The organism is uncultured Methanospirillum sp. (assembly GCF_963668415.2).
Classification (GTDB): domain Archaea; phylum Halobacteriota; class Methanomicrobia; order Methanomicrobiales; family Methanospirillaceae; genus Methanospirillum.
The window spans coordinates 3891840-3912978 of sequence record NZ_CAXXDL010000001.1; the positions used below are offsets into that span (position 1 = coordinate 3891840).

The window sequence follows — 21139 nt, forward strand, 5'->3', positions numbered from 1 at the left end:
TATACAGATGATGCCAGTATGGGGGGTATAGGAGTATGATCACATTATTCAGACCTGATCCTGAACGGATGCGACTGAAAGGGGATCTTGACGGGCTGATAAAAATTGTCAGAACATCTCCTGATACGCCCATGCGGGTAGAATCTGCCCTGGCCCTCGGGAGGATGCAGACACCACGTGCAGTACCTGAACTCATCGCACTCCTTGGAGATCCGGATCCCAGGGTTGTGGATGCAGCCTCTGAAGCTCTTGAGTTCATCGGAAAACCAGCAGTTCGTCCCCTGATTGAGACGTTCAACAGCGCTGATGAAACAGTCACACGCTGGCTGCATCGGACACTGCTCAGGCTCGGCCCCTCGGTTGTTCCGGAGATCCTCGCGTGTACCCCCATCCTGAATGAGGCAGGTGAAGAACGGGCTGCATATACTCTTCTCAGTTATGGCAAACCGGTACTTCCGATCATAGTCAGTGCTCTGGGATCAGAAGAGCGGCGGACTGCACGAATGGCAGAAGCCATGGTCGAGACTGCCGGGCGGGATGCGGTTCCCTATCTCATTCAGGCCCTCGACAGTCCGGATGATGAAGTCCGGGCGCGATCAGCAGCACTTCTTATCCTCCTCGGAGATCAGGTGGTTGTCGATCTGCTTTCCTCATGTGCTCAGGATCGGGACGAAACCCGTGACCTCAAGTTCTATATCATACAGGAGATCGGCAGACCAGCCCTTGAGCCATTATATGATTCACTCAAGGATCCCAACCCGGTCACCTCCTCAATGGCACTCAAAGTCTTCATGGAGATCGGGGACGCTGCCATCGTGCCGCTCATCAGGGGAATATATGACGAAGATCCTGAGATCCGCGCCGTCTCGGAGAACGCCCTGATACGAATCGGAGAGCCCGTTGTAGAGCACCTGATCAGGGAGATTCCACTGCATAAAGAGAGCGACAGAGAGCAGATCAGTTCTGTTCTGATCAGGATAGGAGAGCCGGGACTTCCCAAACTGACCCAGGCACTCTTTAATCCCTCGGCAGATATCGCCAGGACAGTATCAGGAATTCTTCCAAGACTGGGCTCGCTTTCGGCTCCCTGGCTACTCCTGGCAGTTGAAGAGAAAGGTGATGAAGCCACCGGCCCGGTGGCACGCGTGTTCAGGGAGATGGGAAGACTGGCATTTCCAATCCTTGAAGAGGCGATACCAACGCGGGGAGGGAAGACTGCCACTTTTGCTATCAGGATGCTCAGAGAGATCGATCCGGTACGGGCAATAGATCCGTTGATCGATTCACTCTCCAACCACGACAACAGAGTTCGGGAAGCAGCGATGGATGAACTGATGCAGATGGGTGACATGGTCACACCCAGATTCATTCATGTTCTCTCTTCAGGAAATGAGAACGCTGCAATGCTCGCAGACACGGCGCTCAGGCAGATGGGATCTGATGCTGCACCTGACCTTGCAGATGCGCTTGGTGACCCCCTCTCTGCAGATCCCTCAAAGATAAGTTCTATCCTTTCTGATATCGGGACTGACGCTGTGCCATACCTCATCCCTATGATCGTGCCGGGAAGCCAGGGGCAGATTCAGGCATACGCGATCATCAAGAACCAGGGAGCAAAGGCTGTTCCTGAACTCCTCGATGCACTCGGCTCAGCAGGGCCTGATCTTACAAGAGGGATCAAAGAACTTCTGGCGATCTCGTTTGAACAGGACCCGGGAGTCTTTATCGAACAGATGATGAAGCAGGGATCAGGCGCAAGCATGGATGCGGTCAGCGAGATCATCAGGGCCTCTCCTGAACAGGTCATTCCCCATCTCATCGAACTGATAAACACCGGTGATACCGATCAGATCCAGTTTGCAGGCGACCTTCTCGAAAAGTTCGGAGATGCAGCAATCAAGCCGTTGATCAACAGCCTGCGCCAGGAAGAAGATGAAGAGCAGAAACTAGTGCTCACGTCGTTTCTGGTAAAGATGGGACCGGCAGCAGTGCCTGCCCTTATTGAGGAACTGAGAGATCCGATGCTCGTGGTATATGCAGTGGCAGCACTCGGATCAATCGGTGAGCCTGCGGTCCCCACACTGATGAACCTGCTGCGTGATCAGGATCAGGAGGTTGTCAACTATGCAGGCCTCTCCCTGGCTAGAATAGGACAACCAGCAATACCTGCACTCTTCAGCCTCTTCAACGAGGACAAATCAATGGTGCCTCTGATCAGCAGCATCTTTGCCAATATGGGTGGAGTGGCGCTACCGCGGCTCCTTGATGAGTTCAAGGCACTTGAGACTACAGGTGAGCAGGGTAGTGAACGTGGAATCTCACTGATGTCAATGATCCTGGACATCTCGATGAATGATGCGCCACAGATGCACCATCTTTTCAGCCTGAATGATCCCGAGATGCAGAGGATGCTCACCGGCATCCTGGTGAGCAAAGGTACCGCCGTCATCGATCCCCTGATCGGTGCCCTGCTGAGCTGGACCAGGCCGACACCAACACTGGTGCTGCAGACATTTGCAAGCATGAAAGGACAGGTTATCACCCGGGTCCACCAGGTGATGGAGCAGCTCCCGGATCGTGACCTCAGAAGAATTCCACTGATTCACCTGCTCGGCGATCTCATGGATCCCTCATCTGCATCGATCATCTTCAAGGCACTGGAAGATTCTGATCGCAGGATCAGGATCGCTGCGGTTCGTGAACTCGGAAAGTTCGGAAGGGAGGCACTCGACCCGCTCACCAGTGCATTACAGGATGAGGACCGGGAGGTCAGGGTCGCGGCCATCGAATCGATGGGAGATATCGGGCTTCCGGTTCTTGACCAGTTGCTTGGTGCTCTGAAAGATGAGGATGGAGAGATCAGGGCAGCAGCCATCAACGGGATAGGAAAGATCGGCGAGCCTGCCATGTTCATGCTGATCCAGGCCCTGACAGATTCTGACCGGAGGGTGCGGCAGGATGTGGTGCGGCTGCTCCAGGGATTTGGCTGGAAACCAAAGTACACCACGGATCGTTTGAGTTACCTCTTTGCACGCGAGGACTGGGATACTCTCGTGAAAATAGGCCCACCGAGCATGGATATTCTTGCCCGCGGGCTAAAGGATTCTGATCCTGAAGTGAGTAATGCCTGCCGTGAGGCCCTGAAACAGATCAAGAGCAGACTGCCAACTGTCTGAACTTGATCAGATTGATGTGAGATCGCACCGTACCGGTTTATGACAATCGGCAGGGCATCTCACATGAGACATTATATTTCAATCAGAGATCTGGATCGCAGTCAGATTGATCACCTGATAGAGAGGGCAGCCAGGATCGCTGAACACGGTGCTGATGCACAGCCGCTGAAAGGAAAAATTCTCGGACTTCTCTTTTTTGAACCCAGTACCCGGACACGAATGTCATTTGAGTCTGCAATGCTGCGACTCGGGGGTTCATGCATGAACCTTGGCGGTGTCGAGGTCAGTTCAATGGCCAAAGGGGAGACACTCGCCGATACCATCAGGGTTGTCAGCGGGTACGCAGATACCATCGTACTCAGGCACCCGAAGGTCGGGGCAGCAAGGCTCGCAAGTGAGTTTGCAGATGTTCCGGTCATTAACGGGGGCGATGGTGCAGGTCAGCACCCGTCACAGACTCTCATCGATCTCTATACCATTCATCAGTCAATGCCCCTTGATGGAATCAAAATCGGTCTCATCGGTGATCTCATGTACGGGAGGACCACCCACTCTCTTGCCTACGCACTGACCAGATACAACGCCGAGATCCATGCAATCTCTCCGAAAGGACTTGGCCTGCCAGAGTCACTCAAGCATGATCTCAGGGAGACAGGGTGCGCAGTCATAGAGCATGACTCAATAGAAGAGATCATCCGCGAACTTGATGTGCTGTATGTAACCAGGTTCCAGCGTGAGAGGTTCCCGGACCCGGCCTCATTCTTTGACGTTGCAGCAGGGTACCGGATCACACCATCTCTCCTGAACGGCGTGAAGGATCACCTGGTCCTCCTTCACCCGCTCCCACGCGTTGACGAGATCGATCCTGCAGTGGATGCACTTCCATATGCACGATACTTTCAGCAGGCACGCAACGGTGTGCCCGTCAGGATGGCGATGCTTCTCGAGGTGATGCAATGAACAGCGACAAGTACCAGGAAGGGCTGTTGATAAATGCGATCCAGAACGGAACTGTGATCGATCATATCACCGGTGGAGAGGCCCTGATCGTGCTCCGTATCCTTGGGATCACAGGAAGTACAGATGAATGTGTAAGCGTCGCTACCAATGTCGTGAGCAGTGCCCTTGGTAGGAAAGATGTAGTCAAGATCGAGAACAGGGAACTCAAGGACGAGGAGGTGGACCGGATAGCCCTCATCGCGCCAAGGGCGACGATAAATATCATCAGGGAACGGCGGGTCGTAGAAAAGAAGGGTGTTGATATTCCTGATACCCTGATAGGAGTGCTCAAATGTCCAAACCCGTGCTGCATCACCAATACCAATGAGCCGGTAAACAGCAGGTTCTCAGTTCAGGGAAGACGGCTTATCTGTACCTACTGTGACACAGTCATCGGGTCTGATATCTCGTCGCACATCATCTGATCAGATCTGGGACTGGTGATCGATCAGGTGACCATGCACATCGATCTCACCACGCCAGATCCTTGTGCTGGATATCCACTTCCCGTCTTCTGCGAGCACGCACCTGATCTGGTGAATCTCAACGCAGGGACGCTTTTTGTCTCTGCGTAACTGGTTTATCTCTTTTGCAACCGGAAATGTCTCTTCACTCACGATAAGTGCGTCGAACTCTGAATCAAGTGTTGACCCGAACCGGTCATGAAGTTCTTCGATGATCCAGATCCGGGGAAATCCCTTCTCTTCAAGAAAAATAAGAAGGGCTGCCTCCCGTTCTTTATACGGGTGGATAGGATGAGATTTGCGATCCGCGAACTGATCACTGGTCAGGCCGATGGTTACAGTCCCTTCAGGCCCGGCGAGCTCAAAGGCACGACTGATAAGAAACCTGTGCCCGTCATGCAGAGGGTCAAAGGTTCCCCCAACCATCACCTTCATGTCTGAACATGGTTATGTTCACATACGTTTATGGATATTCATCGCAGAGGATGTTCAGTTTTAGAATTACCGGGTCATTCGCAGGGAAGCAGAGAGGTGGTTGATCCTTTTATGCCTTTCTTACAGATATGTACACAGGAGTGAACGGATGTGTTCCCGTGGTATGTCTGGACCACAGGGAGATACCGTACCAACGTATGAATATCCATCAGCATATTCCAAAGGCTGCATTTGTTGCACCAAACGCCACCGTGATCGGAGAGGTCGTTTCAGGCCCTGACCTCGGGGTCTGGTACGGAGCGGTTGTACGGGCAGACAAGGATCGGATATCAATCGGTGCACGCTCAAATATTCAGGATAATTGTGTTGTACACACATCAGCAGGTCATCCGGTTATCGTAGGTGATGATGTCTCGGTAGGACACGGGGCAATTCTGCATGGATGTACGATCAGGGACCGGGTACTTGTCGGCATGGGGGCAATCGTGCTGAACGGTGCGGTTGTCGGAGAGGAGAGTATCATCGGGGCAGGGGCCCTGGTCTCAGAAGGCAAGGAGATTCCAGCCCGTTCACTGGTACTCGGCGTGCCCGGAAAGGTGGTCAGGCAGGTGACTGACGAGGAGGTTGCCGCTACTCTCAAGAACGCCTCATCATACGTACAGCTCGCACGGGAGCATGCTATTGAGTGAAGTTGTTGTCATTGGCGGCGGTATTGCCGGGATCACGGCTGCTCTCGATCTGGCAAATCATGGGATTCACGTCCATCTGATCGAGCGGGAGCCGACCATCGGCGGACATATGGCAATGCTGGACAAGACCTTCCCGACCAACGACTGTTCGATGTGTATTCTCAGCCCGAAGATGGTTGACGCTGCACGGCATCCAAAGATATCACTTCACACCTGCACAGAGGTCACCAGCATTGAGGGAGAATCCGGTGACTTCACGGTACATGTTACTAGACACCCCAGGTACATCAAAGAGTCTGAATGTACCGGGTGTGATGACTGCGTTGCGATATGTCCGGTTGAGGTGTACAACCGGTTCGATGCTGGTCTTGGCGTTCGCAAGGCGATCTACAAGGCACATCCGCAGGTAGTCCCCAATATCGTGATCCGTGACGCAGAACACTGTATCAACTGTGGCCTCTGCTATAGTATCTGTGGGAAGAGGGCTATCCTCAGGGATAATGAGGATGGAGAGGAGCAGGCATACATTAAGGCTGCTGCAGTGGTTATTGCGACAGGATATGAGGTGTTTGATGCCACAAAGAAGCCTTCGTACCGCTATCGACAGATCCCTGATGTAATCAGCAGTATCGAGTTCGAACGGATGATCAACGCCAGCGGACCAACCCAGGGTGCCCTGAAGAGGCTTTCTGACGGTACAAAGCCGAAGAAGATCGTCTTCGTCCAGTGTGTGGGCTCGCGTGACTGTACAGCAGGATCCCCGTCTTGCTCTGCAGTCTGCTGTATGTATGCTGTAAAAAATGCACTCCTCATCAGAGAGAAGTCACCGGAGACCGAGGTGACAATCCTGTACATGGACATCAGGGCATATGGGAAGGGATATGAGGAGTTTTATGAGCGGGCAAAGAATGCAGGGGTCAGATTTGTCAGGGGACTCCCAGGAGATCTTTACCAGAATAATGCTCATGTAAGGGTGCATGTGGAGAATACAGAAAACCGGGAACTGGTAAAGATCGATGCTGACCTGGTTGTACTCTCGGTCGGAATACGGCCACAAACCGATGCAGCAGCAATTGCTGAACGGTACGGAATCACCCTTGACGAGACCGGATTCTTTGCCGGTCTCGATCAGAAGTCAGAACATATCACATCGATCAGACCCGGCATATTCCTCGCAGGCACCTGTCGGGAACCGATGGATATTCCTGACACGGTCGCAGAGGGCGGGGCTGCAGCAATGCGGGCAGTCATCACCAGTATGAAGGGGGAGCATGCAACCCTCTGATACCCCGCTCAGACCAGTAATTTTTTACCCGGATATTCCTGCAATAAAGTTCATTGCACAGACACGGCTCCCCGAAGAATATCATGAAGAGACCGCACATGACATCAAAAGGCTGGCTGAAGCGATACGATGTCTGGACATCAGGGGAGCTCCGGCACTTGGTGTTGCCGGTGCATATGGTATTGCTCTCGCAGCCCTGACATCCACCGCAACAGAACCAGGGAAGTTCAGGCAGGAGGTGTCAAATGCAGCAGACCTGCTCAGGTCAACTCGTCCCACGGCAGTCAACCTCTTTTATGGGATTGATCGCGTTCTGAATGCTGTGCTGGCAGAGCAGACAGTATCGTCGGCCCGTGAACGGGCGGTCAGTGAGGCAGAAGCGGTTGCAGATGATGACAGCAGAACCTGTCATGCCATCGGAGAACATGGCCGGAACATTCTTCCACCTTCGTGCAGGATTCTCACCCATTGTAATGCAGGAGCACTTGCCTGCAGGGAGTGGGGAACAGCACTCGGGGTGATCAGATCCGGAGTTCAGGCAGGAGTAAAAATCCAGGTCTATGCCTGCGAGACCCGCCCGCTTCTGCAGGGTGCAAGGCTTACATCATGGGAGCTGGCACAGGACGGGATCGATGTCACTGTTATCACCGACTCAATGGCTGCATCGCTCATGAGGAAAGGGATGATTGACGTTGTGATCGTCGGGGCTGACCGGATCACAAAAGATGCTGTCTTCAACAAGATCGGAACATACATGCACGCCGTTTGTGCGGATGCACATCATATCCCGTTTTATGTGGCAGCCCCGTTCTCAACTTTTGACGAGGAGTCTGCCGAAGCAGATATCATCGTTGAAGAACGAAGCCGGGATGAGATCGCATGCTTTGGAGGAAGAAAAACGATACCAGATGGAGTGAAAGTATACAATCCGGCGTTTGATGCAACACCTGTCTCACTGGTAACCGGAATCATCACAGAACACGGAATATTCAGGCTGCCTGAAGATCTTTCTGATATCAGGGCTATCAGACAGAGGAGCTGACTATAGGATTATGACCTCTGTATTTGAGTTATATCCCCATTTTATCACCATCATCGGAGAACTTACCGTCCTCTTTGTACTCGGGTGCCTGATCTGCGGATTCATTTTGCTCTTCCTGACGATACACGCAATCCGTTCAGGAAACCTGCTCTTCCCGAAGTTCATGCGTGCAGGCCTCATATTTCTGGAGGGGATGATGCGTGGTCTCTTCAAACTCTTCGGAGTTGAGGATCAGGAGTTTCTGCGCATCATGGTCACGCTGCAGAACACCCTGAATCGAAAGGCATTCACTGACATCCCTGTTTCACAGCGGGCTATCTTTGTTCCCCAGTGTCTTCGTTCGGGAGCCTGCCCTGCCCATCTGCATGAGGAAGGACTCAAGTGTCGCTCCTGCGGGTTGTGCCAGATAGGAGTAGCCAGACCACTGCTTGAGCAGATGGGATACAATTTCTTCATCGTGCCTGGCTCTTCATTCATCAAAAGGATGGTGAAACGGTACAGACCTAAAGGCATCATCGGAATCGGATGTCTGATTGAGATCAAGGAGGGCACAGAGATGGCAGGACAACTCAATCTCATCTCCATGGGAATTGTTACCAGCCGCGACGGGTGTGTTGAGACCGCTGTTAACTGGGATGAGGTATACCAGGTAGCCCTGCTCGGCATTGACCCGAAGAACATCCCGACAGAACTCCAGCAATATACCACGTAATCTTTTTGTGTGAAAAACATTAGAGCGATCTTCCCTGGGGCCCCCAATGGGCACCATTGGGGTTTTTTCTCACCTAAAGAGCACTGCAGATACCAGGAATATCAGAAGCGATGCAAACATCCCGACCTTAATGAGAAGGGAACTTTTGGACTTTTTTATCTCATCAGGAGTGTTGCATCGTAATGCGCGAAATGCACCGAAGAGGATAACCAGATCGACAGGAACTATTCCGGTAAGATAGAAATTTCCCCATCTGAAGAAGAGCATGAGAGATATGATAACCCCGATCACTGCTGCTGCTGATGCAACCAGGACTGTAATGCGGAGCCCATAGAGGATCGGCAGGGTGCGTGCTCCCTGTTCCCGGTCACCAGGCATATCTTCTGTATCCTTGATCAGCTCCCGTGCCAGGATAACACCGAACGAAGCACCTGCTACAGGAAGATTTGCTATCACACCCTCCCACCCCAGGAGGGCACCGCCAAAGAGAAAGATGCTTGCAGAGAGATACGAGACTGCGAGGTTTCCAAACAGAGGCATCACTTTCAGGTGAGATGCATACCCCCAGAGCAGAACTGAGTTTACAACCGCAATGATGATGAGTGGTAGAGGAGCAAAGCAAAACCCGATGATATTTGCTGCAAGAAAGAGCAGCACTGCATATACAAACGCTGTTCTCCTGCTGATCTCTCCGGAAGGAATCGGACGATCCGGCCTGTTAATCGCATCGATCTCCGCATCGTGGCAGTCGTTGATCACGTTCCCGGCAGCGGTGATCAGGAAAACCATGAAGAAGATGATCAGAACCGGTGGTATCAGCGTGCCGGTAGCGATGACAAATGCCAGAACTCCGGCAAATCCGGCCATAACTGCATTGAGAGGCCGAATAATCCTGAAGAATGCAGCAGGTTTCATACTATCACAAAAAAGATACGGACGTGGAGGGATTTGAACCCCCGACATTCAGCTTAGGAGGCTGACGCCATATCCTGACTAGGCCACACGTCCTGCCTTAATACGTGGCATACGGGAAGGTATAAGTCTATCGAACGGCCATTTTCTGAAAGAATGGAACTGGAATTGATAGAAGAAGGGAGTACCTCTCTGTGGGTTCCCAGGCATGACAGTACCGCAGTTTTTCCACCAGGCAGTGCTCCAATCTTCTACAATCCACGAATGGCTCTGAATCGTGATGCAACCGTACTTGTTGCTGCCTGTACAGATCCAAGGACCTACCTTGATGCGATGGGTGCAAGCGGGATCAGGGGATGCCGCGTAGGGCACGAGACCGGGACCCATGTCACAATTAATGACCGCGATCCCGACGCGGCCTCACTTATCAGAAAAAATGCTGATCATCTCGGTCTTGATGCCACCGTCACCTGTCGTGATGCCAATGCTCTGATGTCAGAAGAACCGTTCGACTTTGTCGATCTCGACCCGTTTGGAACACCCGCACCATTTATCGATGCAGGGATCAGGAGTTCGATCAGGATGATCGGGATCACGGCTACCGATACGGCGCCCCTCTGCGGTGCTCATCTCAAGGCAGGGATCAGGAGGTACATGGCCAGGCCAATGAACACCGACTACCATGCAGAAGTCGGGCTTCGGATCCTGCTCGGGTATGCAGCCCGGATGACTGCACGGTACGACAGGGGGATACTCCCCCAGTTCTGTTTTGCCCACGAACACTTTGTCAGGCTGCATCTCAGGCTGGCACGAGGGACCCAGGCAGCAGATCAGACCGTGGCAAGGCTTGGGTACATCTACCAGTGCCCGTCATGTCCGTACCGGACCGAGGGGACCGGACTTTTTCCTGAACAGCAGGAATGCCCACACTGTGGTAAACCACTCAGTCCGATCGGCCCGCTCTGGACCGGAGCAATCCAGGATACAGACTTCCTGTCAACTCTCGCAGAACGGCTCCCTGCCAGCGGTCTTGCAGAGCCTGATGAACTTGAAAAGATCCTGACATGTTGCAGGAACGAGCCGGCGATCTCATACTCATACGATTATCACAAACTTGCCAAGGCATACCGGGTCTCGCCCGGGCCGATAGCCTTAGTGCTTGAGTCACTCCAAAAAGAGGGATTTTCTGCTTCGCGGGTGCATTATTCTGGATACTGCATCAAAACTGATGCCCCGCTTGAGATACTTCGTGAACGTCTTACCGCTCAATAACGATCTGCAGAATGTCCTCATCTGCAAGGGTATGGGTCAGGCCGACACGTTGTGCCTCATGTTTGACTGAATCTCCCCAGATTCTTGCATATCTGAACTTATCATAAAAATCCCGGTGCAGTTTTCTACAGACATCCTCTACTTTTGCACCAAGACGCATGATCAGGGGTTCATCCATGTCGGCAGGTCCTGCTACCGGTTTCAGGTAGAGTCGCATGAATCCAAGGCTGTCATAGATGGCATCCTTGAGTTCTTCCATGTGATATCCGGCAGCAGCTGATATCATCACCGGCTCCATATCGAACCGTTCCGTGAGGTCAGCCTCGATCCGTGTACGTTCTGCTTCATCGATGAGATCGATCTTGTTGACCACCACGATGGCAGGTACATATACTCTGCTTCCCATCAGAGCATCAATGAGGTCATCCTGGGTTGCATTACCACGGATAAGAATATCAGCGCTTGCTATCCGGTTTTCTGTCAGGATAGACCGGACCTCTTCGATGTCAAGGTCGAGAGCACCGACAGCATTAAGCCGAACTCCTCCGCGCGAGGTCTTCTTGATGGTGATATCAGGCTCTGGCACATTAATCCTGATACCGGCGTCGTAGAGCTCACGAAGCAGGACATCAACGTGTTTCTCGTTGAAGACATCCACGAGAATGACTATCATGTCAGCCGTTCTGACGACGGCAATAACCTCTTTCCCACGCCCTTTCCCCATCGCTGCACCAGCAATGAGTCCGGGGATATCAAGAAGCTGAATCTTTGCGCCCTTATGCTCAAGGGCACCTGGTACAACGGTCAGGGTGGTGAATGCGTATGCGGCGGTCTCACTCTCTGTACCGGTCAGTTTATTCAGTAACGTGGATTTACCGGTAGATGGGAACCCAACGAGGACAACAGTAGCGTCTCCTGATTTCTTGACAGCGTACCCCTCGCCACCGCCACCGGCTTTCATAGCCCGGTTTACGGCGTCCTCTTTCATCTTAGCAAGCTTTGCTTTCAGGCGCCCGATGTGCTTGGAAGTAGCTTTATTATAGACAGTTTTCTGGATCTCGTCCTCTATTTCTTTTATTTGATCCTCAATTCCTGCCATATATCCTTATTAATTATGAAGAATCTCCTCATATACTTGTGGTGTAAAGTAGAGAGATCGTGACGATAAATTCATGAGGACAAGATGCAGATGTACTAAAGCGTCTGCTGATATAGTGTAGTTCGGTCAATCATGTTGGACTCTCACTCCATCGACTGGGGTTCAAATCCCCATATCAGCATATTATTTTACCAACCGTTCGCTTATTCTCCTTTGATACTATTCTCACATTTAAACTCAGTGCAGTGCGCTTATTTTCGGGTTTAACGGGTAAATTGATCAGCCTGATTTTGATAAATAAACCGGTTCAAAAATAGCACCATACAGGCTCTCATTTTAGAATATTCCGAAAAATAATCGATTTATATCAGGCCGCTATTTTCAAGGTCAGGTAACATGAACGGTTATATGTCTCACATGGAAAAACAGGAATAGCGACAGGATATGATGAGGGGTTGAAATCTGCGATTTGTCGTTATTTTTATGGAAAATTATGAAATCCCCGGCATTTTTACTTAAAACGCTTACATCAGGGTTTTCCTAGAGTTGAGATATTATCAAATATATCTCTATTTCTTGTTCTGAATGATGATGCGATCGCCTGGCAGGTTCCGGGTGATCACGTTGGGATGTTGTAGACCAATTAGTCCCAACTCTGCGAGTCAGAGGGGATGACATGATCACCCAGATGGCTGTTAACCGGACACCAATTTTCCGGGGGATTTACTATCCAAATACACTAGGACAGTGCCCACTCCACCGGAGGCAGATGAACTGTCAGTCGTGTGATCGGTACCTCCTTGTCAGAAGGCTTGTGTACGGAGGAACTGTATGAGACTGTCCCGGAGGCCGACTATTGAAACCTGTTTCACGAAACGGTGCCCATATCTCAAGTTCGTGAAGTGTTCAGTCCAGAGGAATCGGATCTGTGAATTATCCGGGAAAGGGATCGGGTATCTCCGGGTGTGTCCACTTGAGGAGGAGCATACATCTTATTGAGGTTCTCCGGTTGATTCGGAAAGAACACCAGATCTCCCAGCATCGGAAGAATTTCCGGGCGTATTATCGGAGTAACCGGGCCAGGATATTACAGAAGAGGAGAGAGAGGAGGGATCAACGGGTAAAGAACTCAAGGTATTCTTCAGGGGTTAATCCGGCTGTCCGGATTAACTTACGAAGTAATTCAGGTCCGAGTTCTTTGCCTGAGTGAACGGGTATCGAAAGATGAACAGGACTGCCTTCTTTGATCAGGATGTAATGGCTACCTTCGATATGGTTTACCATCCATCCGGCCCGTTTGAATGCAGCGACGTGGAGATCTCCTGATGCCCGGGGTTATTTAGGCATGAGAGGTTTCAGGGATCTCAAGCGAGAAGGAGAATGTATCTGGAGTATTATTCAGGAGGGTGCAAGTGGCGGTCTTTATCCGGCTGGTGATACATCCGGCAATAGCCTCGTTGATTGACTCAAGAGCTTCTTCGAGGGTATCACCTTCAGAAAGGCAGCCTGGAAGTTCGGGGCATTCCATGACGAAATGCCCTTCTTCATCTTTTTCACAGAGGATTGTTAGTTTCATAGTTGTCAGGATGATTATGATTTATTTTGTAGTATCTTACTTGCAAGGCAATAAACATCTTTGCCATTTTGCGAAGAGTCTGGTTTCAGTGATGTGAAACCGAAGAGTAGCAGGAGTAATCTGATGTTCGGATTTATTGTGACCAGTGAACGGTCGTCTCATCTATTGGAGAAGGTTGGCTGGTTCCGGGTGGAGGGCGATACTGTTGTGATGTACTTGGATGGGTTGGATCATTTCAGATTGGAAGGCCCATGTAGTTACTGTAATTCTTGGGCTCAGCGATGAGATTATCCGGGATAGGGCATGAGGAGAAGCAGGAGTGATGAGTCTATCTGAAAGTGAACGAGGATTAAGAATGAGGATATTGGGTCAGCAGTATGTTGCTCCGGTGCAGAGGGTGAAAAGATTACTGGAGGGAAGGAGAAAAAGGGGGTGGCGTTTAATTAAAAGACTTTAAATAGTTTACTATTGCGTTTTTAATAGTGAGTGAATGAATTATTATTCAATAATCCCTTTTGTTCAAGATCGAGAAATCGAAAAAATTGAAGATGATTCATTTGGTCATAAGGATCTTTCAAAATTATTGGAAGGATTAATAGAATCAAAAAGTAATAAGCCTCCCTTTTCGATAGGATTGTTAGGTTCATGGGGATCTGGGAAAAGTACTATAAAATCCCTTTACCTCAAATCACTTGATGATGATTTAACTAAGAATTCAAAAAATGTTAAAAGATCAGACGAAATTATTTGTTTAACTTTTAACGCATGGAGATTTGGAGGAGAATCCGATATTAAAAGAGCATTATTAAGAAGTGTTTTTTTAGGATTAGGGGGAGATGAAGATATTTTAAATAGTGAACTATTTCAACAAAAGGAAGTTGAAAAGACTATTTCTCATTCTTTCATTGAGAGATTTAAAATAAGAATTTTTTCCACTCTTGAAGAAATTCTCTTTAGGATAGTTCAAATTTTCATCATATTTAGTATATTTTTTTTTACTATCTTCCTATTGGATTACTTCACTAAATTAATCCCCGATTTAATTATTAAGATTTGTTTAATCACAATTTTTACGGTTTTAGTTTTTATTGTATCAATTATACTAAATAGCAAAGACGGATTTTCTATTCATGGAATTGGTAAATTTAAACTCACGAATTATCCTAAACGGACTGCAGAGGAATATGAACGATTATTATTATTTGAAATTCGAAAATTTTGCAAAAAAAACAAAAACGTCAAAAGATTAGTAATATTTGTTGATGATCTAGATCGGCTATCTTCTCATGAAATGATTGTAGGATTAGATGCTATCCGAACATTCATGGAAATACCTCAAAAGGATCTGCCCGATATTGGCATTATTTTTGTAATATCATGTGATGAAGAAAAAATTGCACATGCATTATTATTAAGAGATACAGATGCAGGACTACCAGGCGCAATTTCTAATAATAATGACGCAAGACGATATTTGGACAGAATTTTTCAATATAGAATTGATATTCCGCTTTTACCAAAAGTAGATATGCGGAAATATGGGAAAAAGATAATAGTAGAGAATTTTCCTGAAATAAATTCACATATAGAAAATGAAGGAGGGAATATTGACGATGTTATCGATCGATTAATCCATATTGATGTTTCAAGTCCTCGAAACGTTATTCAACTAATTAATTGCTTCTTTTTTACATGGTGGCTTGCTCTAAATCGCGAAAAAAATATTATTGGTATAGATGAATCAGGTTCCCTTAATGAAGGAATTGTTACATCCAATCCAACGACATTAGCTATTATGTGTGCTCTTCATGTTGACCATCCAACTTTTTTTTCTGATTTGGAAAAAGAGCCAAGATTAATTGAAGCATTTAAAAAAACTTTTATTGATACACCAAATTCATATTCTGAGTTACCTGAAAGGATTAAACATATCCTACTTAAGTATTGTAACAAATTAAATTTGAATATAGAGCATGTTAGTTCAAGTAGTATCGAAGTAAGTCAACAATATTATCCATTGAAACGGTTTATTGGAAGTCTTGAAGGTCATCACTGGCCTGAAAACCTACTCCCATTTTTGCAGATTTCTCAGGATCCATTGACTCGTAAGTATGGTGATAAAGCAAATAAAATAAAAAATTCTTTGGTGGGTAATGATTATAATGAGTTACTTAGTGAATTAGGAGTTTATGATGGGAAGAAAATTAGTTCAAATGATTCTGAATTTATATATTTGTTATTAGAGGATATTAGCAGTGAAACTCCTATTAGAAAAAATAATGCATATTCAATAATTATTAAAATAATTGACAAAATCCCTGAATATTATAATAAAAGAATCATCGAACGGATATCCTCATATATTGTTATCTCCCGTGAATTTCGATCTAGAGTCGGGATTCAGGAAATTGTGCATATTTTTCCATTATTTCATCAAATTGACAAATCAAATTTAGTCTCTAAATTAATAGAGGATGCGTTTTCAGAAGATCATTTTCTATTAACAACACCAAACGGAGAAAACTTAATAATTGATGATGTCAAGAAATCTTCTATATTAATAACCGATATTGTTTTAGATTTTTGGAAGGAATATGATCTTAATCCAAAAGATCTAAAAATTGTCGTTAAATGGCTAATTGAACGAAATATCAGTAATGGAACTGATAATGGATATGTCTCATTTGATCAATTATATCAATGGGTCCATAAGTCAGATGGGCTATTGATTAAAGAATTAAATACAGCATACAGTCGATTAGTAATTGATGAAATTAGGAAACCAGATATTTCTAATGAAATTGTAAAAGGTTTATTAGATGATGTCAATAACGTCTTCAATTTCCTATTAAATAAAAGTGATGAAGTTAACTCCAATATTTGGAATCAATTAGTAAGTCTATGTTCTATTCGATTAAATGAAGTTTTATTATTTTGTACAAATTTTGCTTTAATAAATCAGACAACTGGAAATATTACAAATCTTAATTTATTCATAATAGAATCCATAAATAATATTTTTCCGACTGATTTATTCGATGAAGAATCTGAAGGTAATATTGTTCTTAGTAGTGAATTAGAAAAAATCCTAGAAAACCAATATTCGATCATCAAGAATTCTTCTTTTTACTTATCGGCAGATGCAATTTTATCGTTAAAAAAATTTTGTACTAATTGTTTAGAAATTGATGATTTAATTAAATATTGTTGTAGGATTGTTGAGATTTTACTAATAGTTGATAAAGAATGTGCTGATGAAATTGTCACGTTAATGATGGAGAAGTCATATGAAATTGATAATGATATTCTAATCACTTGGTTATCTCAAAATTTCTCAACGATTGGTGATAACAATCAAAAAATAATTATTAATGCAACTGAAGAGCAATTAAAGGCAGAACCGATACTTCCTAACATTATCACTAAATATAATCAATTCTATAAAAACTTAGATAATACAGTATTTATATCATCAATATTTCAAAACCATCTAACCTATTTAATGACAAAAATAGAGAATAACATTTCAAAATCAGAAAAAATTGTAAAAGACCTCTTTCCAATCCTCAAAATTATTCCCTTCTCAATTTTACCAGTTGAATTTGGAACAATGTTAAACCGGATTTTTATCAAGTCGAGTTCGAAAGGAGATCTTTTTCATTGGATTCTTAGCGAATTTTTAGGAGTTTGGCCAATTAATGCCTTAGGAGGTATTAATTATGATGAAATTTTTAATTTATGTTCTTCTTCTATTCTAAACAATCCAAATAATACTAATGTAATATCAGTCCTAAAAACTCAATGTTTTTTTTACAAAAATAAATTAATTTCAATTGAAGAGGCAGAATCATCTATTGTTGATTCAATTCTTAATATTTGGCCATACTTTCAGAAAGATGCAATTTCTATCATTACCAGTGATAAAATAAAAATTGCTACTTCTCAATTTGAGTCTCTATTAGATACCTATGACTCAATTGAAACTTCAGATATTGATGACATATCTAAAGTTTTTTCTTATATCGCATCAACAAATTCACTTGAGGATAATACTAATAATGCATCTATAATACTTGAAAAAGAACCAATTGGTAATCCTTCATATCCTGATTTAGCATTTCACTTATGGATTGAAAATCTTCCTCATGATCAAATCTCCAATATATTAACCTCAATGATATATCACTCAATCAATAGTGATAGAAACGCTGCAAGAATTTGGACTAATATCATAAATAAGATAAATTTATTTAATATTTCTGAAGTAATGTCGATTATAGAATCGATATTTAGTGATAATCGATTGATTAAAACTCAAATGGAAATTATCTCTAATAAAAAAGATATCTCTTTAATATTTTCTAATGATCATGAATTAAGTCAATTTTCGAAATTTTTGCTTACATTGTTGATTAATTCTAAAAATAGAGAGATAAAGGATCAAATTGGAAACTGGATAATGGATTTAGATAATGGATCTAATATTACTATACCTATATTAAAGAAATACTCTTTGACAATAGATGATCAAGAGATAATATTGAATCTCTTTAATAATGACTTGAAAAAACAAAACCGGTTTAAAAGATATTTTGGATGATGATTCACTCCAAATTGTCGCTTCTGTCGCTCCAATCATCCATCCCTCTCATTTCATCTTCCGGTTTCAGATTTTGGATTATCCATTTATATACTCACCCCAATTTCTATTCAGCCGTGAGAGATCACGGCAGGGGTCTATCAAATAAGGCAGATTTCACACAGACTGCAACGGTGAAGACTGCAGTCCGGAAGCTTGCAGCTCCGATCGGCAGTCTCACCTCCTTCACTGCTCTTGTCCAGGATATCCTGGATAACAACCCATGAGGCTGTACGTCCTATGAAAAAGCCGGAGTAACCCCCCCTGCGGTCTCAAAATCTTCTGAGTCCTACTCCGGCCGGGTCATCTACGAAAACACCGAGGCAAAGACCGTCGGTTCCATCAGTATCAAGGCTCCAACGCCTACAGCCTATCACTGATGTCAGTACGATCGTTGCAACCACCGCCCTGAACACCGCTATGGGTGGAACTCCATCCCATGACCGCCCGCAGGGCTTCTTCAGCTGCACCATCAAGGCTCATCACTCAAATGGTGAACTGTATTCGGTCAGGTTTACCCGTGAATCAGTCACCCTCTCGTCCTATGAGGCTGATGCCATCAGGACCGGGTTTAAACCTAGGCTGACACAGTCGGAATACTCGCATATAAACCACAATATCCCCTTTTTCCCTTTCTGAGGTATGGGAATGAATTGGATTTACATAATAGCCGGAGCGATCTGCCTCTTTATCGGATGGCAGTTCTCTCAGGCTGATATGATCTCTACCTCCATCAGTTGTGATGGAGCGGCTTTGCTGTCCGGATCATTCATAGGGCTGAACCAATCGTACAGTCAGCACCTCTTCACTGATGACCGGGCTGTCCTCTCCCAGGATCTCCGGTTCACCGGACCGGTAGAATCCACCATCCGGGTGAACGGCTCGGGGGCGATCGGGTATGATGAGTAAGCCGGAAACTACCGGATACCGGATGTCTCCCCGTTCCTCTGCTCCTTTATGGGAGTGAAGAATGAGGAGAGGAGATCCGAAGAACTAGTTACATTCGGGTTGATGCAGAACGGACTGATCATCTCGGTCAAACAGGTCGGAGAGGAAGGAACCCGGTCCAGAACATTGATCAACGGAACCGACCAGGTGTCTCTCTCAACCGAAACCCGGAATAATTACACCTCTAAAACAGCCGACTTATGCCGCCGGTCCGATTCAAGTCTCTGAAGAGGTTGCTCTGGGAGGAGGTGAATATGCTGGATGGTAGTCTCTTTCTGGCTCTTGTCTCAACCGGAGCAGCCGTTCTGAATGGAATCGGGCTCCTGATGACCTGGATGATGTACCGGAAACTGGCATATAAATCGCTCATCTTTGCAAGCGAGGTGCTTGGTGCTCTGCATATGGAGGAGGAGAATTCGTCTCCTCCCAGTGAGGTTGTTGTCTATTCAATACCTCTTTCTCGACGTCGTTGCAATTACACATCATAATGTTCCTCCCCTCTATTATCACGACGCTGATATGGTACCAAAGAACAGATATTCCATCATAACAGCAACAATGAATATTCCGATTCCCGCGAATGCTATCGGAAGAGTGTATTCTTTTACCACGGTTTTGATGTCATCCCCGGTCGTCCGCTGAACAAGCCAGAAGAACGGATCTGTTACATAAGAAACAATACATGACCCTGCACTGATCAGAAGGATGAGAGGAATCGGATGGATCGAGGTGATGACTTCAGAACCAGCCAGAACCTCGGCAGTAATTACGGCTGTAACGACCCGTGATCCCTGAGCGGTCTCGATCAATGCGGCAAGAACAAATGGGACGAAAATGATCGGAATCAGATGGGTCAGTTGTTGCAGAGCAACATGTGCAAACCCGCTTTTTACGATTACAAAACCGAGGGCTCCAGCACCACAGATATCAAATATAATGAGACCGGCATGCTTTGCTCCCTGTGATAATCCATGTGCACGAACCGATGTAGGAGCGAGACCAATGGCGGTGACTGTTCCGACCAGCATGATAAAGTTAATCATACTCCCCTGAGAGAGATTCAGGAGCAGGAGGGCGATAGGAATGGAAACCAGGATCGCAATGAACGGTGCCCAGGCTCTCCAGTGGAACCCATTCTTCATATCAAAGTGATCAGAATGGGAGATATCTGGAGGAGATCCGGTTCCTGATTGAAGGATAAGATCCGGATATGCAAACCTGAAATACAGAAAGATTCCTGCCAGGATAAGAAGTGAGAGTGGAATGGAGACAGCATCAAAGAGGATCGGACTCATTCCTCCGGAGAACGCGGTGTATAGCGGAATGATAACCGGAGTCGGGTACACGAGGGCATAGGATATGATTCCCCCGATTGCAGCGAGATACAAGAGGGCGTTTCGCCTCCGGGTGTCTTTTTCAAGCTGGTCAAGGATTGGATTCAACATGATATATGCGGTGATGCAACAGGTGATCGGGACCGATAAGAGATATCCGGACAAGCCTGCTATCACTGGTGGATTCTTTACATATCTGCGAATATCTGCAACGATCTCCTCGATATGATGTTGTTCCTGCAGAAGTTTTGCGATGACTGCCCCACAGAGGATGATGATTCCAAATGCTGAAAACACCTTCCCGATTCCGGCAATGATCCCCTGCATGGTCGCATCAGGCGACATTCCTGCCAGTAGACCGAATAAGACCGCTCCACCGATCAGGGTGAAGAACGGAGAGATCCGGTACCATATACTGACGATAGTGATAAGTGCAAGAGTAATGACGAATGCGATGAGGGGATCCATGTTCTATAGTGATTGTATGCAAAAACAAATATTAATCCTCTCATTAGGTAATTTCGGCATGTTTTCATAACCACGATAGTCCTCTCCGT

At 46.4% G+C, this 21139-nt stretch carries 21 protein-coding genes, 2 tRNA genes and 1 pseudogene; 17 read left to right on the forward strand and 7 right to left on the reverse strand.

Translation table 11 applies throughout. From position 1 onward, the window contains the following. Positions 1-35 precede the first annotated feature (35 nt). From ACHZA2_RS18225 to pyrI, 3 genes are all read left to right on the forward strand, one after another. Complete coding sequence (locus ACHZA2_RS18225; protein ID WP_319580899.1) at positions 36-3176, forward strand: HEAT repeat domain-containing protein; 3141 nt, start codon at positions 36-38, stop codon at positions 3174-3176. Between the two features lie 63 nt (positions 3177-3239). Further along, positions 3240-4136, forward strand: a complete 897-nt coding sequence (gene pyrB / locus ACHZA2_RS18230) for an aspartate carbamoyltransferase (protein ID WP_319537479.1) — start codon at positions 3240-3242, stop codon at positions 4134-4136. Then, positions 4133-4600: an aspartate carbamoyltransferase regulatory subunit gene (gene pyrI, locus ACHZA2_RS18235; protein WP_319537478.1), complete on the forward strand. Its 468-nt coding sequence runs from the start codon at positions 4133-4135 to the stop codon at positions 4598-4600. The genes pyrB and pyrI overlap by 4 nt, the downstream gene beginning before the upstream one ends. Here pyrI and ACHZA2_RS18240 read toward each other — a convergent pair whose 3' ends face one another. After that, complete coding sequence (locus ACHZA2_RS18240) at positions 4601-5074, reverse strand: phosphopantetheine adenylyltransferase (RefSeq protein WP_319580900.1); 474 nt, start codon at positions 5072-5074, stop codon at positions 4601-4603. A 197-nt stretch (positions 5075-5271) separates the two neighbouring features. Here ACHZA2_RS18240 and ACHZA2_RS18245 point away from each other — a divergent pair, with 197 nt between their 5' ends. From ACHZA2_RS18245 to ACHZA2_RS18260, 4 genes are read left to right on the forward strand one after another with little or no spacing between them, the layout of a single operon-like run. Next, the gene (locus ACHZA2_RS18245; RefSeq protein ID WP_319580901.1) at positions 5272-5763 is read left to right on the forward strand and encodes a gamma carbonic anhydrase family protein; all 492 of its coding nucleotides are present in this window, start codon (positions 5272-5274) and stop codon (positions 5761-5763) included. Continuing rightward, on the forward strand, positions 5756-7048 hold the full coding sequence (locus ACHZA2_RS18250) for a CoB--CoM heterodisulfide reductase iron-sulfur subunit A family protein (RefSeq protein ID WP_319580987.1): 1293 nt from the start codon (positions 5756-5758) through the stop codon (positions 7046-7048). Before ACHZA2_RS18245 ends, ACHZA2_RS18250 begins: the two co-directional genes overlap by 8 nt. After that, complete coding sequence (gene mtnA / locus ACHZA2_RS18255) at positions 7035-8090, forward strand: S-methyl-5-thioribose-1-phosphate isomerase (RefSeq protein ID WP_319580902.1); 1056 nt, start codon at positions 7035-7037, stop codon at positions 8088-8090. The genes ACHZA2_RS18250 and mtnA overlap by 14 nt, the downstream gene beginning before the upstream one ends. A 10-nt stretch (positions 8091-8100) precedes the next feature. Beyond that, positions 8101-8802: a DUF116 domain-containing protein gene (locus ACHZA2_RS18260; protein ID WP_319580903.1), complete on the forward strand. Its 702-nt coding sequence runs from the start codon at positions 8101-8103 to the stop codon at positions 8800-8802. A gap of 69 nt (positions 8803-8871) precedes the next feature. Here ACHZA2_RS18260 and ACHZA2_RS18265 read toward each other — a convergent pair whose 3' ends face one another. Together ACHZA2_RS18265 and ACHZA2_RS18270 are read right to left on the reverse strand one after the other, a co-directional pair. Continuing rightward, a complete protein-coding gene (locus ACHZA2_RS18265) occupies positions 8872-9717 on the reverse strand; it encodes a geranylgeranylglycerol-phosphate geranylgeranyltransferase (protein WP_319580904.1) in 846 nt (281 codons plus the stop codon). Between the two features lie 18 nt (positions 9718-9735). Then, positions 9736-9810: transfer RNA gene (locus tag ACHZA2_RS18270), tRNA-Arg, on the reverse strand. A gap of 60 nt (positions 9811-9870) precedes the next feature. Here ACHZA2_RS18270 and ACHZA2_RS18275 point away from each other — a divergent pair. Further along, complete coding sequence (locus tag ACHZA2_RS18275; protein ID WP_319580905.1) at positions 9871-10986, forward strand: tRNA (guanine(10)-N(2))-dimethyltransferase; 1116 nt, start codon at positions 9871-9873, stop codon at positions 10984-10986. Here ACHZA2_RS18275 and ACHZA2_RS18280 read toward each other — a convergent pair. Further along, a complete protein-coding gene (locus ACHZA2_RS18280; RefSeq protein WP_319537470.1) occupies positions 10973-12085 on the reverse strand; it encodes a GTP-binding protein in 1113 nt (370 codons plus the stop codon). The two genes, ACHZA2_RS18275 and ACHZA2_RS18280, sit on opposite strands and share 14 nt — an antisense overlap. Positions 12086-12191: 106 nt before the next feature. Here ACHZA2_RS18280 and ACHZA2_RS18285 point away from each other — a divergent pair. From ACHZA2_RS18285 to ACHZA2_RS18295, 3 genes are all read left to right on the forward strand, one after another. Then, a tRNA-Glu gene (locus tag ACHZA2_RS18285) sits at positions 12192-12266 on the forward strand. 495 nt (positions 12267-12761) lie between these two features. After that, positions 12762-12920: a hypothetical protein gene (locus ACHZA2_RS18290; RefSeq protein ID WP_319580906.1), complete on the forward strand. Its 159-nt coding sequence runs from the start codon at positions 12762-12764 to the stop codon at positions 12918-12920. Next, entirely contained in the window at positions 12917-13084 is a 168-nt protein-coding gene (locus ACHZA2_RS18295) for a hypothetical protein (RefSeq protein WP_319580907.1), read from the forward strand. The genes ACHZA2_RS18290 and ACHZA2_RS18295 overlap by 4 nt, the downstream gene beginning before the upstream one ends. 114 nt (positions 13085-13198) lie before the next feature. Here the strand turns inward: ACHZA2_RS18295 and ACHZA2_RS18300 are convergent. After that, positions 13199-13384, reverse strand: a pseudogene (locus tag ACHZA2_RS18300) (type II toxin-antitoxin system HicA family toxin); the annotation flags it as partial. Between the two features lie 40 nt (positions 13385-13424). After that, positions 13425-13661: a type II toxin-antitoxin system HicB family antitoxin gene (locus ACHZA2_RS18305; RefSeq protein ID WP_319580908.1), complete on the reverse strand. Its 237-nt coding sequence runs from the start codon at positions 13659-13661 to the stop codon at positions 13425-13427. Between the two features lie 490 nt (positions 13662-14151). Between ACHZA2_RS18305 and ACHZA2_RS18310 the strand changes: the two genes are divergently transcribed. From ACHZA2_RS18310 to ACHZA2_RS18335, 6 genes are all read left to right on the forward strand, one after another. Further along, the gene (locus ACHZA2_RS18310; protein ID WP_319580909.1) at positions 14152-18261 is read left to right on the forward strand and encodes a P-loop NTPase fold protein; all 4110 of its coding nucleotides are present in this window, start codon (positions 14152-14154) and stop codon (positions 18259-18261) included. 116 nt (positions 18262-18377) lie between these two features. Beyond that, positions 18378-18527 (forward strand): hypothetical protein, encoded by a 150-nt coding sequence (locus tag ACHZA2_RS18315; RefSeq protein WP_319580910.1) that lies wholly within the window; start codon positions 18378-18380, stop codon positions 18525-18527. A 193-nt stretch (positions 18528-18720) separates the two neighbouring features. Continuing rightward, a complete protein-coding gene (locus ACHZA2_RS18320) occupies positions 18721-18939 on the forward strand; it encodes a hypothetical protein (protein WP_319580911.1) in 219 nt (72 codons plus the stop codon). Between the two features lie 9 nt (positions 18940-18948). Next, complete coding sequence (locus tag ACHZA2_RS18325) at positions 18949-19209, forward strand: hypothetical protein (protein WP_319580912.1); 261 nt, start codon at positions 18949-18951, stop codon at positions 19207-19209. 48 nt (positions 19210-19257) lie between these two features. Next, positions 19258-19476, forward strand: a complete 219-nt coding sequence (locus tag ACHZA2_RS18330) for a hypothetical protein (protein WP_319580913.1) — start codon at positions 19258-19260, stop codon at positions 19474-19476. A gap of 26 nt (positions 19477-19502) precedes the next feature. After that, positions 19503-19736: a hypothetical protein gene (locus tag ACHZA2_RS18335; protein ID WP_319580914.1), complete on the forward strand. Its 234-nt coding sequence runs from the start codon at positions 19503-19505 to the stop codon at positions 19734-19736. 18 nt (positions 19737-19754) lie between these two features. Here the strand turns inward: ACHZA2_RS18335 and ACHZA2_RS18340 are convergent, their stop codons facing one another. Next, complete coding sequence (locus tag ACHZA2_RS18340) at positions 19755-21050, reverse strand: GntP family permease (protein WP_319580915.1); 1296 nt, start codon at positions 21048-21050, stop codon at positions 19755-19757. Positions 21051-21139 lie beyond the last annotated feature (89 nt).

Excerpts from the sequence above, each read along its gene's own strand:
- ACHZA2_RS18260 (WP_319580903.1), top strand. The coding sequence starts at position 8,101 with ATGACCTCTGTATTTGAGTTATATCCCCATTTTATCACCATCATCGGA.
- ACHZA2_RS18340 (WP_319580915.1), bottom strand. The coding sequence starts at position 21,050 with ATGGATCCCCTCATCGCATTCGTCATTACTCTTGCACTTATCACTATC.
- ACHZA2_RS18295 (WP_319580907.1), top strand. The coding sequence starts at position 12,917 with ATGAGACTGTCCCGGAGGCCGACTATTGAAACCTGTTTCACGAAACGG.
- ACHZA2_RS18280 (WP_319537470.1), bottom strand. The coding sequence starts at position 12,085 with ATGGCAGGAATTGAGGATCAAATAAAAGAAATAGAGGACGAGATCCAG.
- ACHZA2_RS18310 (WP_319580909.1), top strand. The coding sequence starts at position 14,152 with ATGAATTATTATTCAATAATCCCTTTTGTTCAAGATCGAGAAATCGAA.
- ACHZA2_RS18335 (WP_319580914.1), top strand. The coding sequence starts at position 19,503 with ATGCTGGATGGTAGTCTCTTTCTGGCTCTTGTCTCAACCGGAGCAGCC.
- ACHZA2_RS18290 (WP_319580906.1), top strand. The coding sequence starts at position 12,762 with ATGATCACCCAGATGGCTGTTAACCGGACACCAATTTTCCGGGGGATT.
- ACHZA2_RS18265 (WP_319580904.1), bottom strand. The coding sequence starts at position 9,717 with ATGAAACCTGCTGCATTCTTCAGGATTATTCGGCCTCTCAATGCAGTT.
- pyrI (WP_319537478.1), top strand. The coding sequence starts at position 4,133 with ATGAACAGCGACAAGTACCAGGAAGGGCTGTTGATAAATGCGATCCAG.
- ACHZA2_RS18305 (WP_319580908.1), bottom strand. The coding sequence starts at position 13,661 with ATGAAACTAACAATCCTCTGTGAAAAAGATGAAGAAGGGCATTTCGTC.
- mtnA (WP_319580902.1), top strand. The coding sequence starts at position 7,035 with ATGCAACCCTCTGATACCCCGCTCAGACCAGTAATTTTTTACCCGGAT.
- ACHZA2_RS18320 (WP_319580911.1), top strand. The coding sequence starts at position 18,721 with ATGGGTGGAACTCCATCCCATGACCGCCCGCAGGGCTTCTTCAGCTGC.
- ACHZA2_RS18275 (WP_319580905.1), top strand. The coding sequence starts at position 9,871 with ATGGAACTGGAATTGATAGAAGAAGGGAGTACCTCTCTGTGGGTTCCC.
- ACHZA2_RS18225 (WP_319580899.1), top strand. The coding sequence starts at position 36 with ATGATCACATTATTCAGACCTGATCCTGAACGGATGCGACTGAAAGGG.
- ACHZA2_RS18325 (WP_319580912.1), top strand. The coding sequence starts at position 18,949 with ATGAATTGGATTTACATAATAGCCGGAGCGATCTGCCTCTTTATCGGA.
- ACHZA2_RS18245 (WP_319580901.1), top strand. The coding sequence starts at position 5,272 with ATGAATATCCATCAGCATATTCCAAAGGCTGCATTTGTTGCACCAAAC.
- ACHZA2_RS18240 (WP_319580900.1), bottom strand. The coding sequence starts at position 5,074 with ATGAAGGTGATGGTTGGGGGAACCTTTGACCCTCTGCATGACGGGCAC.
- ACHZA2_RS18330 (WP_319580913.1), top strand. The coding sequence starts at position 19,258 with ATGGGAGTGAAGAATGAGGAGAGGAGATCCGAAGAACTAGTTACATTC.
- pyrB (WP_319537479.1), top strand. The coding sequence starts at position 3,240 with ATGAGACATTATATTTCAATCAGAGATCTGGATCGCAGTCAGATTGAT.